Genomic DNA, 15,960 nt, shown 5'->3' on the forward strand with positions numbered 1-15,960 from the left:
CGCATCGCTTGGGTTTCTGTGCCTCGCGGCTTGCCGTAGGCAGGTTCGCCCTTAGCGGGGCTTACAACACATGCCCCGCGTTTAGTCGTAGACAGGATGACCGGCATTTGCACAATGGTGAACCGGCTCTCATACTGGAATGCAATCGTGAATGGCTTCAACGACCTAGACCTGCGACTGTTGCGAATTTTCTGGGTCGTCGCCAAGTCTGGAGGATTCACTGCAGCCGAAGCCACCTTAAATGTCAGCCAGAGCACCATTTCCAACCATATGGCTGCCCTCGAGCAGAGGTTGGGATATAAATTATGCCGTCGTGGAAGGGCGGGCTTTCGCCTGACGGACCGGGGCATCCGGGTGCTTCACGCCGCTGAGAAACTATTTGGAGCTATCGACACCTACCGCACCGACGTTCGAAATCTAAAGAGTGAGCTATCGGGTGAACTGAATATCGGGATCATCGACAACATTGCCGGTGATCTGAATTGCCCGCTTTCGGAAGCGCTTCGTCGCTTTAGCCGGCGCGATCACAGCGTTATGTTCAACCTGAGAATGATGAGCCCCCAACAGCTCGAGATTTCGGTCCTCGATGGATCTCTCAATCTCGGAATCGGATTCAGCCCCAAGCTGACCACGGGACTAGTTTACGATCGCCTATATGATGAGGAGCACTTTATGTATTGCGGTGCTGGCCATCCGCTTTTCGGGATTTCAGACGTCGATACAGTGATGAGCACGCTACACAATTATCGGATAATCTCAAAAAGATATTGGAACCTGCGAGACGTCACGAACATCGGATTTGACCGTGCAGACGCGACTGTCAACGACGTGGAATCCGAGCTTATTTTGATTTTATCTGGATCTTATATCGGGTATTTGCCAAGCCACGTGGCAAAGGACCTGGTCAGCGCTGGAAAACTTCACATTATATTGGAAGACAGGTTCAACCATTCCGTATCGCTACACCTGATACGCCCTAAAGGCATCGCTTTGACGAAGGCTTCGGATTACTTCATCAACGACTTGTTGGCGGCAAACAAGGATTTCCAGCAAGACGCTCATAAATGAGCCCTATGCTGGATCTCATTAGGATTGATCAAGCAGAGGCTGCTTCGGCTATGCCTCCGTGCAGGCTGGCAATGTCAATCAGGAGAAGATTGTCTGATGGGAGTGAAAGATGCTCAACAGGCACACCAGGCGAAGCTGCTTTGGAGAAAGAGCGGCCGCGTTGGCAGCATTGTCTTCAACAATCCGCAGAAGCGCAACGCTGTTTCAAAGGAAATGTGGGTGCTAACCAATCGGGCCCTCACGGAGTTTGCAGCCGATGATGACGTCTTGGTTGTTGTCCTTTCAGGGGAAGGGGAAAAAGCGTTCGTCTCCGGTGCTGATATTTCGGAATTCGAGAACGAGCGGGCAACCCGGGAGGCGGCTGCAGAGTACACCCACACGCAAGAGGCTATTTACGAAACCATTCAGGGCTATCGCAAGCCTATCATCGCCAAGATCAGCGGCTATTGCCTAGGCGGCGGCGTCAGTCTGGCGGTGGCATGCCATCTCCGGATTTGTTCGGATCATTCGAAGTTCGGAATACCCGCAGCCAAGCTGGGAATCGGCTACTCCTATGACGCCGTTCAACGTCTTGTGCAACTGGTTGGCCCAGGCTTCTCGCGTGAACTCCTGTTCACAGGTCGCCATTTCCACGCGTGGGAAGCCTATGAAATGGGACTGGTCAACCGGATTGTGCCAGAGGCGGAACTCGACGCGTTTGTCGACGGCTACGCAGAGACTATCTCAGGCAATGCCCCGCTGACGATCCAAGCCGCCGACTATGCTATTCGGCAGGCTCTGGCAGATGAAACACGCCGGGATATTAAGGGCTGCCAGCACTTGATCGATCGATGCACCGACAGCACGGACTACATTGAAGGCACGCGCGCTTTCCTGGAAAGGCGTCCTCCAAAGTTTTCGGGACGCTAGAGACGCCCGCGTTGTCGGAGAAGTCATATGTCAGCAACGAGCTTCAAGCTTCTGCGACGATAACCCTGGAGGACGCCAAAGCAACCGTGGGTCTGCTCCAACCTGCCGAATTCGAGCTATTTCACTGAGCTTCTTAACGGCGCGTCGCAGGCACCAATAGAAGCAGGATGGCTTGTCGCCGTCGTGCCGGCCTTTATCGATGTCGAACACATGGCCCTGTTGCGGATCGACCGCGGCATCATTGTTGATCCCACCGGATCGGAGGCGCTCTTGCAGTTTCTCAACGATCGGGAGGGATCGCCATGATGCGGGTCGTGTGTCTAAGCGCTTGGCCAAGAACCTCAGCGGTTTGTCGTGGTCCATGTCGACAACGACATGAAGGATCTGTGGTTTGAATCACCCGTTGGCGGCTGGACATAAGCGCCCGGCCTTCCTGACCCCGAATGGCGACAAATCCTGTGTCGCCGGCATTATCGCAGCCTACGAGGCGTGGTACGTCTCCGGTGGTCACGAAGTGATCGTGTCGCGCGCGTTGAACCCCTTGCGTTCTCAGCTTATTCGCAACAAACAACACTTCGAGATCGGACTGGCCTCGCGGGCGAGAGCGGCAAACAGTCGCTCGATTATTCCGTCAGTAGTCCGACATTTCCTTGGCTTTGTTGCGGTGCTTCGGACATCGCTCTCTTGGTTCAAGGATGGGCAGCCTGTCATAAGCCGTCGGTCTCGTTCCTAGCGTTTGCGTGTTCGCTAATGTTCAACCCGACCGAAACGCCTGTCCAGCAAGTGTACGATGATCGTTGTGGGAATGCTTAATGCGAGAAACAGTACTCCGGCCATGGTTATGGGTTCGATGTAACGATAACTGAAGTTGGCCACGTTACGGGCCTGCGTCATGAGTTCGACCACCGTGATGGCGGAAAGCAGGGGTGTTTCCTTAAACATCCCGTTGACATAGTTCGCAAGCGCCGGGAGGATTGGTGGAACAGCCTGTGGCATGACGATGCGGGTCCAGGTATGCCAAGTCGAAAAGCCGCATGCGTGTGCTGCTTCCCATTGCCCCCGTGGCACTGTGGCGATGCCGGCTCGATAAACCTCCGCCATGTAACACGCATAGTGAAGGCCGATTCCGATCACACCAGCTTGAAACGGCGACAGCGTCAGGCCGAACTGTGGGGCCATGTAAAACAACACAAAAAGCTGAACCAGAAGCGGCGTCGAGCGAATAAAGTCCGTAACAGCCACAATTGGCCATCGAGCCCAACGGTTGGGCATCCCACGTCCCACTGCGAACAAGATGCCCAATAGAAGCGCAATTAAACTGCCCACGAGTGTGGCTTGCAGGGTCACGACCATGCCGTCGAGCAGTCTTGGCATGAAGTTCGCGATGAAATTCCAGTCCCAGTTCACGCGGCTTCTCCCAGTCGACGTACCATTCGTCGTTCCAGCGTGCGCATCATGATGACCAGACTCATCGCGAACGCGAAGTAGAAGGCGAGGATGCTCAGATAGGGCATGACCGTGTCGCCGGTTGCGGATCGGATCAACTGAGCCTGGAAGGTGATGTCGGCGACAGTGATGAGAGACACGACGGCGCTGATTTTGGTCAGCTCGACAACCTGATTGCCGAACGGCGGCAACATGATCCTCAAGGCCTGGGGCAAGATGATGTGGCGGAAACTCTGCCAAGTCGTGAGGTTGAGTGCAACGCACGCTTCTCGTTGGCTTGCAGGCACCGAGCGCATGCCGCCACGCACAACCTCGGAAGCGAACGCACCGACGTTGAAGCCTAGCACCACGATTCCAGCGACCATGGCAGGCAATCGCATGCCGAGAAAGGGCATTACGTAGAATACCCAAAAAAGCTGGACATAAACCGAGGTGCCCCGAAGAAACTCTACCAGAGCGACTGCCGGCCATCGAACCGAACGCCAGGCACTCAACCGGGCGAGACCTGCCGCGAACGCGAAGGCTAGCGCGATTACCATACCACCAAAGGTCAGGAGAACCGTAACCTTGGCACCTTCAGCAAGCAGCCGCATTTGGCTGTGCAAATCCATCGGCATCCCCTTTCAGATAGCTCGCCGACGCTGCCGACCATCACGGTCGGCAGCGTCGCAGGCTTTCAGTTTTCACTACCACAGAGCTGGACCCGGGTGATTTTCTTCGGCTCGTCTGTAGGAAACCCGTACTTGTTGAGAATGCGGTCGAAGGTGCCATCGGTCTTCATAGCGGCAAGCTCTTTGTCGTAAGCATCGCGGAAGCTCTGGTCCGCCTTGCGGAAGACCGCCCCGCCACAACCAACCGCCTTGTCTTTAATCGGCGATACGATGTCGAGTTCGCTTTCAAGCTTGTTTTTGCGCACCAGTGTAACGGACGAAACGGCGGGATAGCCGTAGGCATCGACGCGCCCCGTGCGCAAGAGCTCAATTGCACTTTGCTCGTCGCCGATCAGAACCAAACGATCGTCAGGAATGCCTGCGTCGCGCGCATAGGTCTCCTCGACGCAGCCGCCACAGGTCGCAAGGCGTGCCTTGGGATTGGCCGCTACATCTCGGTAGGTTTGAAGGTTGAGCGGATTGCCCTTCTTCACGACGAAGGCAGCAGCATCGCATAGATCGGGCTGAGAGAAGACAACTGCGGCGCAGCGTTGCGGATTCAGATAAAGGCCAGCCGCGACCACGTCGAACTGACCAGCGTTCAGGGCTGGTATCATTGCACCGTAATCGACAATCGTCGCTTTCACGTTCCGAATGCCGAGCCGCTTGAGCGCTTCGACTGCCACTTCGGGCGCCGCCCCCTGAGGCTTGCCGTCTGCAGAGAGTTCTGCCCAAGGCGGCGCGTTCCCAATGGCGATACTGATTTCACCCGATTTTCGGGCATTCTCAAGCGTGTCTTGTGAAAACGCTGCAAAAGGCAGAGCCGCGACCGATCCAAGGGAGATGGCGAGTGCAAGTAAAACGTGAGAAATGCGCATTTCGTTTGTCCTTCCATTGAGATTGTTCTTGATCCAAGCCGGCAACGCTCCCTCTAAAGCGCGTGACCGGCCGCTATGATTTTGCGCAGGAATGCGCGCGTCCGTTCTTCTTTTGGATCCTGAAATATTTGATCCGGATCGCCTTGCTCGACGATTCTTCCCTTCTCGAAGAACAAGACTCTGTCGGCAAAGGAGTGAGCGAAGCTCATTTCGTGAGTGACCAGCAGCATGGTCATGTCCGTCTCGGCGGCGAGCTTGTGCATGACGCTCAGCACTTCCTCGACCAATTCCGGATCAAGCGCCGAAGTGACCTCATCAAAAAGCATTATCCGAGGTCGCAAGGCCAAGGCCCGGGCGATCGCCACTCGTTGCTTCTGTCCGCCCGAGAGTTGAGCTGGTTTTGCATCTGCCTTCTCACGCAGACCGACCAGATTGAGAAGTTCTATGGCACGTTCCTCGGCGGCCTCGCGGGATGCGTTTTGTGTCAGGCGCTGGGGCAGTGTGACATTCTCCAGCACCGATAAATGCGGAAACAGATTGAACTGCTGAAACACCATTCCGATCTGACGACGCATACGGGATAGATGTTTGTTTCCAGCAGGGAGAAACGAACCATTCGCCGAACGCTGCTGCAGGAGGGATTCGCCGTCCACCATGATGCTTCCGGAATCGATGGATTCCAGAGTCATCAGGATACGCAGGATCGTGGTCTTGCCAGAGCCACTAGGCCCGATCAACGCCACTTTCTCGCTGGGCTGAACGCTCAGAGAAAGATTGTCCAACACCTTGAAGTCGCCAAACGACTTGGAGACATTGGAGAACTCTATGATCGGGCTAGACATAGCTTCTCATTCGGGTGGGTGGGTTTAAGGGGAACGGCAGACAGCCTCCTGTCGGTCGCATGCGCTCTTTACCAGGATGGCCATTCACCCGACACGGTCGTTCGGTGCATCCGACGTCGTCCGGCTGTAACCGCGCCGCGGCTGTGGACGGTACAACGATTGTCCCAGACAAGCACATCGCCTTTCTTCCAGCTGTGCTCCCATCGGAACTCTGGAGAGAGCACATGTTCCCAGATCTGCTGGAGAATCTCGTTGCTCTCGTCGACCGGGAGCCCGACGATATAGCCGTCGCCCTGTCGCCCAAGAAACAAGGCTTTCTCATTGGTTTGTCCGTGTTTCCGGACCAACGGAAACCAAGGTCCCGGAGATTGCGACGGGTCATTGTTTTCGACGTGATCCGACTTGACGAGGTTGTAGTTCTTACGACCATGGACCAGGATAGCGCGGTCGAACTTCTGCTTCATTATGTCAGGCAGCGTGTCATAGGCTGCGGCGGTATTCGCAAAGCGGGTGTTCGATCCCGTCTCGGGAACTTCAAGGCCATGCAGGATCAGCGCCGAATTCGGCATGGGCATCGTATCCGTGTGCCAAATCGCCTCGCCATTACCCAAGGCACCAATTGGCTTTCCGTCGATCTCGACGTTCGAGACAACATCCACGATGCCTGGAAAGTCGGTATCCAGTTCCCGATGGTAGTCGACCGGACGATCATCTCGCAGCACTTCCCCGAAGATCGAGCTGAACTCGATTAGCTGTGGGTCGTCCAGCGACTGCCCGCGGAAGTAGATGACCTTGTGGCGAAGAAAGGCTTCTCTGATAGCAGCACAAGTAGGCTCATCAAGGCCACGCGACAGGTCGATTCCGCGAATTTCCGCGCCAAGCGCCGCTCCGCTGGGCATCACTTCAATTGCTTCACTCATGGGTACTCCTCCGTGGGATTGAGCGTTCACGTGAACGAGATCACAGTACTTGGATTGGTTCGTCCGCCCCTCGCAGCGCGGCTCTTTCAAGGGCCCGCTTTGCACGCCGGAAGCGCTGTCTTACGACCATCGTGTCCGTCTGAAACGTCAGGAGTGGGCAGTTCTGGCGCTGCCAAAAGGCAACATCCTCAAGTGTCCAGGCGCCCATTTCCCACTGTTTGCCAAACCGCAGCGCCGCGTCGCGAAGGCGAAGCTTGTAGTCCAGCGTCGATATGTCGGCATACCCGTTCCCGTAAAGACCAAGATCCTGAGCAAGGTCGGCTGGTCCGATCGCAAGGCAGTCGACGCCGTCGACTGCCGCTATCTCGTCGATGCATTCGAATGCTCGTCGAGACTCAAGCATTACAGTGAGATGGACTTTCTCAGGTTGGGAAGAGGAAGCTCGGGCGACCGCTGCCGCCTCCAATGCCTGTGACGCAGCATCGACGCGCGGGATATAGAGATTGTGAATGCCGAGTTTCACCGCCTTTTCGATGTAATGCGGCCTCAAACCGGGGAGTCGAAGCCAAAAGGCGAGGCCGATTTCCTCCGTTATGTCCGCCAGGTCTCCCGCGGTGTCCCACGTAATCGGCGTGTGCTCCATGTCGAAGCGGACGAAGTCCAATCCTGCATCCGCTGCCGCCGCCAAGGCCGCACGCTCGCGGAACATCATGATCCAGGTGCCCAGCTGAGCCTTTGGCCTTGAAAGCAGGGAGGTTGAAGCACTCTTGCTCACGAGATCACCTGCGACGACAATGCCCTGGGAGATGGCGTCGCACACATTTCAGCCAAGCCCATCGCGAGTTCGGCAACCTCGGTCGAGAACACGATGGTCGCCACACCTGACTGAAGCATGCGACCAAAGTCATCCGTCGAGTCAGTGCGCGCATAGGTCGACCTGCCATGCGACACCGCAAGGGCACTAAGCTCGGTTAGGCCTGCCCACCATGCCTCGGAACGACCCGCTCCGGGCTCCGCCAGCGCATACGCGTCGATGCCATCGACCCTCATGATCATCGCCGTTTCGGCGCGATCAAGGCCGAATTCCACTTCCACCCCCACATGCAGCATGTCGTTTATCGCCAGCAGGTCCTGCGGATCGTCCGCGTAGTCATTATGGGGCCCGGGCTCGAATGTCCCTCGACTGCCCAGAGGAGCGTACCTCGTTGCCTGAACGAGTCTCTGAGCCTGCGATGCATCTCTGATAGCAGGCAGATGCAATCCCTGTGCGCCGCCTTCAAGCACCGGACCAAAAAGAGTCCGGTCGTGGGAAGGCATGGCAACAATCGCGGGCAGTCCCAGCGCTCTGGCCAGCATCGCGCACGAGGCTATGGCTTCAGTCGTGCAGTCCCCTCTGGCATCGATCTCGACTAAATCCGCAGCTTCCGCCTTCAACAAGCCTGCCACTGCCGGATTGGCGAACGCCCGGAGCCCTATTCCAAGACGAACCCGGGAGGCTGGATCCTTCATGAGATTAAAAGATAAAGACATTATAAGTTAATGCTCCACATCGAATACGCGATGAAGCCCCTCTTTGCCGCTGTTTCAGCTAAAAAAGACCATATTTCAAAAAAGAATGCAAATACAAAATGAATTATTGATTGGTCATTATGAGGAAATTTTGATACATAAGTGCTGAAATTTTCGGCAGTCGGTACGCCGCGGTCGACGGCGTTGGTAGTGCCATTGAAGGGCAGCTATGGTACGGCTTTCACGACGGACGGAGCGGATCTTTGGCAAACAACGGCGACCTCGACGGCATCGGGCCGCTTTTCAAGCAATTTCAGCGGCAGATCATGCAGCGGATCGTCGCCGGCGATTATGGTCCTGGAGACCGAATCCCGCCTGAAGCCGAACTGATGGAGCAGTATGGTGTCTCACGCCAAACCATCAGCAAGGCGCTTTCTGAGCTCGCCAACCAAGGACTTCTGGAGCGCAACAAGCGCGCCGGTACAATCGTTTCGAAGAGCTTTCGAGAGCGCTTCGCGATGCCTGTGCGTGATGTCTCTACCGAGATCATCGATCGCGGAGGGCTCTATGAGTACGTTGTCCTCGAACGAAGGGTCATCCAGAACGGACATGGGCCGTTGCAGTGGGCAGATCTCGGATCGACATCTCGCTTCCTGTACCTGGAGGTGATCCACTATGCCGACAACACGGTCGCGCAGCACGAGCGGCGCTTCATCAATCTCGAAGCATTGCCAGATGCCGCCGATGCCGACTTTTCTGCTGAGCCGCCAAGCCGATGGCTCGTTCGAAATGCCATCTGGTCTTGGGTGCGCCACCGGCTGACCGCAGTAAACGCCCCTGACACGCTGGCAAAGTTGCTGCAGGTTCAGCCTGGAGCGGCGTGCATTGTTCTGGAGAGGCGCGTTTACAAGCGCGAGCAGGCGGTTGCCATGGCGTATCTCACCCATCCCGGCGACCGTTTCGCCCTTGATGGTGACTTTGGACTGGCGTCGTCCGAGCATCCGCTAGAGACCATGGGCAAACCGGCGCGGGGATAGGTCAAAGATCGCCACAATTGCTTCAGCTGGCGAAGTGAGTGGTCTTGGTCTGGATGAAGTATCCGATCGCGCCGAGCTCCATTCTGTCTCCAAAATTAGAGGCGCCACGATCGCCGAACTGCACGGGTAGTGGAGCCCAAGGACCGGGAGGCTGGCCCGGATGAACGCAGGGCTTTCGCGTGTTGATACAACAAGACGGTGAACGTCGGGTCGTCCGCTGCGTCTCTTGGCGCGGATTCCTGCGTGGTGTAGGAGGAACCTGGCTCTCCTTTCGAAGACGGGCTCGGGTTTGATCTCTAGGCTGTCGGCGCGCTATGGTCCGTGTTGAGACCACATGCAGATGCAGCCTTTGCGACAGCGACTAGAATCGCATGTGACATCCTGTCCTGCGCTTTCCGGCAACGTATTCATCGATCAGCTGGCGGTAGCGAGTTCTGCCGAAGCTGGGAAAGTGCCCGCCGTGCACCACCGTGACCGCCAAGTCACGCAACCGCTCCAGCGTGGCAACGTAGACGGCCACGCTGCTATGATAGGCATTATCGATCAGAGGGCCATCATAAATGATGTCACCCGAGAGAAGAATGCCCGTTTCTTGCTCAAACAGCGCGATACCACCGGGCGAATGGCCCGGCGTGTGGACCACTTCGAACGCGCGGTCGCCGAGATCGATAACGTCCCTGTCTTCCAGCACACGATTGGCCGGCGCGGGCTGGACGCGGTAGTGCGCCGTGCTCCAGCCGCGAGGTCTCGCATCGAACATATCGTCCGTTGCGTAGCGATCGGCGAGCGTGCGGTCATTGCGCGGGTCGGCCAGGATTGCAGCCTCGGCACGGTGCACGCAGCGGTCTGGAAACTCGTGGTGACAGCCTATGTGATCGAAATGGGTATGGCTGGCCACGCAGACGAGTTTGCGCTCGCAGGTCAGCGCAACATTGGCTTTCAAGCTGACGTGACCGAGACCGCTGTCGAACAGCAAGTCGCGATCGCGACCCCGCACATGCCAGATGTTGCAGCGGAAGAAAGGCTTGATCCACGGCTCGTGTATGAGCGTGATCCCGTCCCCCATACGGATCGTCTCGTACCAATCACGATCTTCGATTGATCGCATTTGAAATCTCCCGGGTGGACCAGTTCTATTCCTTGGCCGTCGTCTCACCCATGGAAGCCGCATGCATCGCATCGAGTTGGGTGAAGTCGAACTTGCCTGACTGACAGTAGAGCTTGACTCGGTTTTCCTCGGCGATGATCTCATCCGCGACCCGCATGAGTTCCACCGGATCGATGCCTTTGGGAACGATTGTCGCACCGTGATCGTCCATGTGAAGCAAGTCGCGCGGGTTGATTTCCAATCCGGCGACGCGCACTGGCGTGTCCAGGGCAATATAGCGGACGTTGGCATGGCCAACGCTAACGCTTGCTGCAAAGAGGCCGAAATCCATGCCCGCTATATCGTGGATATCCCTCACGGCTCCATTTGTCAGCACAGCGGCGCATCCCAACCGCTTGAATATGGCGGCGGCGACATCGCCCCAGGCGGCTGCGCGTCCAGGCTGAGTGTCGAGATCCTGGACCACCGCTATGCTGGTCGTGCCAACGTTCGAGAAATGCCTCCAGACCTGTTTAAAGGTCAGATGACTTTCCTGCTCAGCCAGGGGAAATTCCCCGATGAGCTTAGCAGTGACCGCGTACCCGGCGACACTGCCGACCTCGGGGAGGATGCTGCGGATGGACTGATCCGTATAGCCTTCCGCCTTTGGACGCACGCCGAACCGCTCTATGGCATCATAGATGATGGGGGTTCGATATGCGCGTAGCCGCTCCAAGACACCCATCGAGGCAAATTCGGCCATTGCATTTCCCGCATAGTTAGAGTCGACTTCAACATTTAATCCATATTTTCAAAGGACTCGTCAACATAAAGGAAAAAAATTTGAAGTTGAATACAGAAAGCATTGATTGCCGGACGCTCGTGGGCTACTCATGTGAGCCAACAAAAGGGGGAGCGAGCCGTGATTTCGATCACCAGACGATCAATGCTTCCGTCTTCGACGATGGCCGCCGTCGTGCTGCTGCCGGGAAGGCGTGAGATATCGACCGCGGCAAGGGCGGACGAGGTTGTCGCTGGCATTCAGCGGCGTGGCCATATGTCGACGCGCTAAAGCAGATCCCCGCCGGGCAGACCCGGGACTCAATGTTCCGCCGGCGAGACCTCGGTCTGGCACCTGGCGGGCCAGGACCAATGTCGCGAAGAACGCGCCCGTGGCTCACATCACTAAGACGGGTGGGTTCAGCACCTATCTGGTTCCAACCAGATGAGCGGCGCTGTCATCGAGCAAGAACAAGGAAAAGGGGGCGAAATATCTCAACTTCCACCTCGAGCCGCAGAACTTGACTACCTACTGCGAAGCCGTCGGCGAGGTTCCTGCCAGCGCCCGGGGTGCGATGCTGATGGCGTGGACCTGCGAAGTTCTCCGAAGAGGAAGCCAAGAAATTCACATACCGGCCGAATTAGACCTATCTCGCGACCAGAGTCAGCGAGTGGAGCCAACGCTTGGAAACAGACGTTGCTCCTCGTCTGTAGCATCTATCGCAAAGGAAATTCACTATGATTGTCGAGATGAAGCGCGCGGACCGGTTTTCATCGGTCCTGACCGATTTTCACAAAGCAACAATGCTTCCCAGCGAGGCCTACATCGACCCGGCATGGTTTGCGGTCGAAAAGAAGCAGATATTTGAGCAGTCCTGGATTGTTGTCGGACGTTCCGAGCAAATTCCCAACAAGGGCGACTTCTTCACCGTGAATATCGTCGGGCAATGCGTCCTAGTCGCGATGGGTGGTGACCAAGTCATCAGGGCGTTCTCGCCCAGTTGTCGTCACCGCGGGGCGCTAATCGCCGAAGGCGAAGGAAACAAGGCGGCTTTCGTTTGCCCCTATCACCGCTGGACCTACGGGCTTGACGGTCGGCTCATCGGGGCGCCGGAGATGGACCTAAACCCTAACTTTCGCAAGCAGGATTTCCCGCTCGTCAGCATGGGTTGTGAAGTGTGGAACGGATTCATCTTCGTCAATCTCGACGCAAGCGCGCCGCCGGTGTCGGGTGTCTTTGGCGCCGCCGCGGATCTGCTCAAGCCATACAAGCTGGAAAACATGCGGTTGGCGCGGCAGAAGCAGTACACCATCAAAGCCAACTGGAAGTCCTACATCGACAACTCCATCGAGGCTTATCACGTCGCGAGCGTCCACGCGCAGAGCCTGCAGCCGGTCGCTCCGGGTTCGACGTGGATTAACGAGCCCCACGAGAATTACCTGCTTCAATGGGCGGAATTCGCTGGTCGGCTCGGAGTGCTACAAGGCGAGGACGGTTTTCCCCCCATGGACGGCTTCAGCCTCGACACGCCGTCCAAGCACACGCTGATCACTCTGTTGCCGAACACTGTGTTGACCATGTCGATCGATGCGTGCTGGTGGATCACCCTCTATCCCCTGGATGTCAATAGCAGCACGCTGGTCGTCAACCATGCTTTCCCGGGCGGGTATGCATCGCGTCCCGACTTCGACGAAATCGCCGAAAGATATTTCAGGCGCTTCGACATCGTCAGCCAGGAGGACATCGAGATCACCGAGATCCAGCAGCGCGGCATCACGTATGGCCGGCGCATTCCCGGATTGTACCAGGAGCAGGAGGTCTTGGTGCACGCATTCGCGCGCTACTACCTCGAGCGGGTCGGCGATCTGGTGGAAACCTGAGAACAGCTGTAAGTCGCACGAGGGATTGGTTGACTGAATGCCGACGCGTGAAACAAGAACTAGCCGCATCCAGCATTTTTATTTCCTCTCGCTTGCTTCTGGGCTTGTCGCGCTTGCCAGGGCAATCGCGCCGAGCCCAGACATATTGCTGTTGTACGAGCCGTTGTCGGCACTGGACAGCGCCGTGCGGGCGCAACTGCGACTTGAGCTGCGCAAGGTGTTGCGGGACGTGCGCATCACGACGCTGATCGTGACGCATGACCATGAAGAGGCTTCGACCCCGCGGGGTCGAACATTGTACGATCTCGCCCGGGTCCATCAGTCGCGCATCGGCCAGGATCTGTACGACAGGGCCTTTTCCTGCTTCGGGGCTGAGTTCTCGGGCGAAATTATCTGGATGAGGGCCAAGGTTTTCGACGGGCAGTGGGGCGCCATGGAGTTGGCGGGCGACCAGAAAGTCCAACTGGACTTAGGGCTCGGTCGCGCCCGCACGGGCGATATGCTCGAACTGGGCTTTCGTCCCGAGCTGATCTCGATAACCAACGGCCAAAGCCCGGCGGTACCAAAGCCGGCGGTCGACATGTTGCGCGGACAGGTAAGCGATGTGCACAACAGGACCAACGTAGACGTCACGGTGCGGCTTCCCGCCGGAATCGAACTGAACGCCCAGGCTTTCGCACAGCACGGAGACTCCGGCCATCGGCAAGAAAATACCGCTGCCGGCTTCACCCAGCGCGCATTCTACTGGCGCGATGTGCCCAAGGTAGTCACGACATAAGGCCTTAAGGCGGTCTCGATGTTCTGGCGCAGGCGCTCGATCAGGTCCTCGAAGGTGAACTCGTCGTCGACCAGGAATTGCTGAAACCAGAAATAGCCGCACGAATGTATAAGCTCTACCACATCGGCAGCATTCAGGGCTGGGGAAAGCAAGCCCACATGCTGCAGTTTGTCCATAATCGAAGTCTGGTAGATGATCAGATCCTTCTCATGGCTCAGCCGCTTTTCGAACGCTTCGCTCCATCCGGCGATAGTGAAGGCGGCAATGGCGTGGCGCCACAGAGGCTTGTCCAGATAGCGCATACTTTCGCTAACCATGATTCGGTAAAAATCGACGAAGGCTTTCACGGGATCGCGAGGCGGATCTGCCAGGAGATTGGCAAGCGCCTTCGGCGAATGTTCACGATGGAAGGAGACGAGTTCCATCAAAAGAAGATCCTTCGTTGGAAAGTAATTGTAGACGGTTCCCGCGGCCACATCCGCCTTCCTGGCGATTTCTTCAATTTTACTTTTCTCGAAGCCGTGAAGTATGAACTCGTCCGAAGCGGCGTGCAGGATACGAAGTTTTCGTTCGCCCTTGGTGCGCTCCCTTCGACCTGTATCCGTACTTTCACGGAGCGAGCTCGCTTGGTTGTCAACCGTATTGCTGAAGCTGGCATGATTCGCCATGTGTAGTTCCGCTGCGGTCAGATTGAGCGTCCGGATAGGCAGCGTTTGGCAGCCGGCTGAAGATGTAAGGATTCTCGAGCTTGTCTCAACCGAGGGGAAACTCCTACCAGCATTTAACGCTGGCGCCCATGTGACCCTCTTCCTCTCAGATCACATTGCGCGTCAATATTCCATTGTAAGTGATAACGCAAATCTCGAAAAATACACCATTGCCGTGCGCCTTGGCGCGCCATCTTACGGCGGCTCGGCCGCAGTCCATCGGCTTGAACAAGGCGAAGAAATCTCAATCTCTGCGCCTGTCAGCACCTTCAGGATGGCCTCAGGCGATCACAAGTCGATATTGGTCGCAGGCGGCATCGGGATCACGCCGCTTCTGTCGATGGCTCGCGAGCTGTCGAAACAGGGTCGAGAGTTCGTTTTTTACTATCTCTGCCGGCACCAGCACCATATCGACACCTTTGACGAGTTGATCTGCGACGAGTGGTCCAGCTTGCTGCACAAATATTCGTCGGAAGAGTCAGGCATTCGGTCGCAGGCCAGGATATCGATGATCGCGCAGGAGCTTAACGGACAGGAAAAGATCTACCTTTGCGGTCCAGAAAGCTTCCTGAATTTCTCTGTGGAACGTTTCGCCTCCAAGGTCGGAACGGCAAACGTATATTTCGAGGCCTTTGCCGCGACAGTTGCCTTAGAATCTGACCGATTTGGTTTCCTGGTCGAACTGGCGAAAAGCGGGCGTGTTATCGAGGTCGGGCAGGGCGAGACCATCGTGCAAGCGCTGAGGAGGAATGGGGTACGTGTCACCACCTCGTGCGAAATGGGTATTTGCGGCACGTGCGTCACGCGCGTGCTTTCTGGCAAGATCGATCACCGCGATGAGTTTCTCAGCGCATCACAGAAGCAGGATGGCAAGGCCATTGTGGCCTGCGTATCGCGCGCGAGCGAGGGGCGTCTCGTGCTCGATCTCTGAAATCCTGCGCCGCGACTTGACATCGGTCTCGCCGATTCCCTGGCGGATGCAGCGCCACCTTGCCTACGATTGGTCAATGCGTAATGTTGGTCGGTGCGCCTCAAGGAAACCCATCAGGGTGAGTGATGCTGCCCGCAATAGTAATTCTTGCCAGAGGAGTTAGTTCAAAGCTCGGCACTTCCAAGGCGTCAATACCATAACTGATTCCTGACGTACTTCAGTGATGCAGCAGGCTATGGAGGTCGGCCTGCGAACCCCTGCGGATCTTTCTAGTTGGCTTCAACGACCTCGATATTTCCGACCGGCCATCACAACCGTTCGTACTCCGGCGGTGGCGATGGGGGCGAGGGCGGTAGATCTCAACGGCCGCATTGCCCGTCGAGTTCATTGTTCGCGATAGCACAGACCCGGTTCCAGTGCCCAAGCTCACCATACCGCAACAAATGAATCTACGTCCTTCGGCCCCTTTCTCGTCAGGGTATCTGCACCATGTCGTGATGGTGGACGAATGTTCGCGAGACACAATCGGACTCGTAA

16 protein-coding genes are annotated in these 15,960 nt (G+C 56.7%); 6 read left to right on the forward strand and 10 right to left on the reverse strand.

The window, feature by feature from the left end:
- The first annotated feature begins 147 nt into the window (after window positions 1-147).
- Together AC07UC_RS35255 and AC07UC_RS35260 are read left to right on the forward strand one after the other, a co-directional pair.
- The gene (locus AC07UC_RS35255) at window positions 148-1,068 is read left to right on the forward strand and encodes a LysR family transcriptional regulator (protein ID WP_494909352.1); all 921 of its coding nucleotides are present in this window, start codon (window positions 148-150) and stop codon (window positions 1,066-1,068) included.
- A 96-nt stretch (window positions 1,069-1,164) separates the two neighbouring features.
- Entirely contained in the window at window positions 1,165-1,977 is an 813-nt protein-coding gene (locus AC07UC_RS35260) for an enoyl-CoA hydratase (protein WP_494909353.1), read from the forward strand.
- Between the two features lie 747 nt (window positions 1,978-2,724).
- On the opposite strand, the gene ehuD is transcribed toward AC07UC_RS35260, so the two are convergent.
- The 7 genes from ehuD to AC07UC_RS35295 form a co-directional block, all read right to left on the reverse strand.
- Window positions 2,725-3,384, reverse strand: a complete 660-nt coding sequence (gene ehuD, locus AC07UC_RS35265) for an ectoine/hydroxyectoine ABC transporter permease subunit EhuD (RefSeq protein WP_494909354.1) — start codon at window positions 3,382-3,384, stop codon at window positions 2,725-2,727.
- Window positions 3,381-4,040, reverse strand: a complete 660-nt coding sequence (gene ehuC / locus AC07UC_RS35270; protein ID WP_494909355.1) for an ectoine/hydroxyectoine ABC transporter permease subunit EhuC — start codon at window positions 4,038-4,040, stop codon at window positions 3,381-3,383. The genes ehuD and ehuC overlap by 4 nt, the downstream gene beginning before the upstream one ends.
- A 59-nt stretch (window positions 4,041-4,099) precedes the next feature.
- Window positions 4,100-4,951 carry an ectoine/hydroxyectoine ABC transporter substrate-binding protein EhuB gene (gene ehuB, locus AC07UC_RS35275; RefSeq protein WP_494909356.1) on the reverse strand — a complete coding sequence of 284 codons (852 nt, stop codon included), beginning with the start codon at window positions 4,949-4,951 and terminating at the stop codon, window positions 4,100-4,102.
- Between the two features lie 53 nt (window positions 4,952-5,004).
- Window positions 5,005-5,793, reverse strand: a complete 789-nt coding sequence (ehuA, locus tag AC07UC_RS35280) for an ectoine/hydroxyectoine ABC transporter ATP-binding protein EhuA (protein WP_494909357.1) — start codon at window positions 5,791-5,793, stop codon at window positions 5,005-5,007.
- 68 nt (window positions 5,794-5,861) lie between these two features.
- Window positions 5,862-6,713, reverse strand: coding sequence for a TauD/TfdA dioxygenase family protein (locus tag AC07UC_RS35285; protein WP_494909358.1), 852 nt, complete (start codon window positions 6,711-6,713; stop codon window positions 5,862-5,864).
- Window positions 6,714-6,753: 40 nt separating this feature from the next.
- On the reverse strand, window positions 6,754-7,488 hold the full coding sequence (locus AC07UC_RS35290; protein WP_494909359.1) for an aldolase/citrate lyase family protein: 735 nt from the start codon (window positions 7,486-7,488) through the stop codon (window positions 6,754-6,756).
- Window positions 7,485-8,243 (reverse strand): aldolase/citrate lyase family protein, encoded by a 759-nt coding sequence (locus tag AC07UC_RS35295; protein WP_494909360.1) that lies wholly within the window; start codon window positions 8,241-8,243, stop codon window positions 7,485-7,487. The genes AC07UC_RS35290 and AC07UC_RS35295 overlap by 4 nt, the downstream gene beginning before the upstream one ends.
- Window positions 8,244-8,485: 242 nt before the next feature.
- On the opposite strand from AC07UC_RS35295, the gene hutC reads away from it, so the two are divergent.
- Entirely contained in the window at window positions 8,486-9,259 is a 774-nt protein-coding gene (gene hutC, locus AC07UC_RS35300; RefSeq protein ID WP_494909361.1) for a histidine utilization transcriptional repressor HutC, read from the forward strand.
- Between the two features lie 361 nt (window positions 9,260-9,620).
- On the opposite strand, the gene AC07UC_RS35305 is transcribed toward hutC, so the two are convergent.
- Window positions 9,621-10,367 (reverse strand): MBL fold metallo-hydrolase, encoded by a 747-nt coding sequence (locus AC07UC_RS35305; RefSeq protein ID WP_494909362.1) that lies wholly within the window; start codon window positions 10,365-10,367, stop codon window positions 9,621-9,623.
- Between the two features lie 25 nt (window positions 10,368-10,392).
- A complete protein-coding gene (locus tag AC07UC_RS35310) occupies window positions 10,393-11,109 on the reverse strand; it encodes an RraA family protein (RefSeq protein WP_494909363.1) in 717 nt (238 codons plus the stop codon).
- 755 nt (window positions 11,110-11,864) lie between these two features.
- Between AC07UC_RS35310 and AC07UC_RS35315 the strand changes: the two genes are divergently transcribed.
- Both AC07UC_RS35315 and AC07UC_RS35320 read left to right on the forward strand, forming a co-directional pair.
- Window positions 11,865-13,007 (forward strand): aromatic ring-hydroxylating oxygenase subunit alpha, encoded by a 1,143-nt coding sequence (locus AC07UC_RS35315; RefSeq protein ID WP_494909364.1) that lies wholly within the window; start codon window positions 11,865-11,867, stop codon window positions 13,005-13,007.
- Between the two features lie 37 nt (window positions 13,008-13,044).
- On the forward strand, window positions 13,045-13,785 hold the full coding sequence (locus AC07UC_RS35320; RefSeq protein WP_494909365.1) for an ATP-binding cassette domain-containing protein: 741 nt from the start codon (window positions 13,045-13,047) through the stop codon (window positions 13,783-13,785).
- Here AC07UC_RS35320 and AC07UC_RS35325 read toward each other — a convergent pair.
- Window positions 13,749-14,453 carry a TetR/AcrR family transcriptional regulator gene (locus AC07UC_RS35325; protein ID WP_494909366.1) on the reverse strand — a complete coding sequence of 235 codons (705 nt, stop codon included), beginning with the start codon at window positions 14,451-14,453 and terminating at the stop codon, window positions 13,749-13,751. The genes AC07UC_RS35320 and AC07UC_RS35325 overlap by 37 nt on opposite strands.
- Before the next feature lie 130 nt (window positions 14,454-14,583).
- Between AC07UC_RS35325 and AC07UC_RS35330 the strand changes: the two genes are divergently transcribed.
- Window positions 14,584-15,423, forward strand: a complete 840-nt coding sequence (locus tag AC07UC_RS35330) for a flavin reductase family protein (RefSeq protein ID WP_494909367.1) — start codon at window positions 14,584-14,586, stop codon at window positions 15,421-15,423.
- Window positions 15,424-15,960 lie beyond the last annotated feature (537 nt).

This window comes from Mesorhizobium sp. GW821-FHT04C10 (assembly GCF_059420305.1).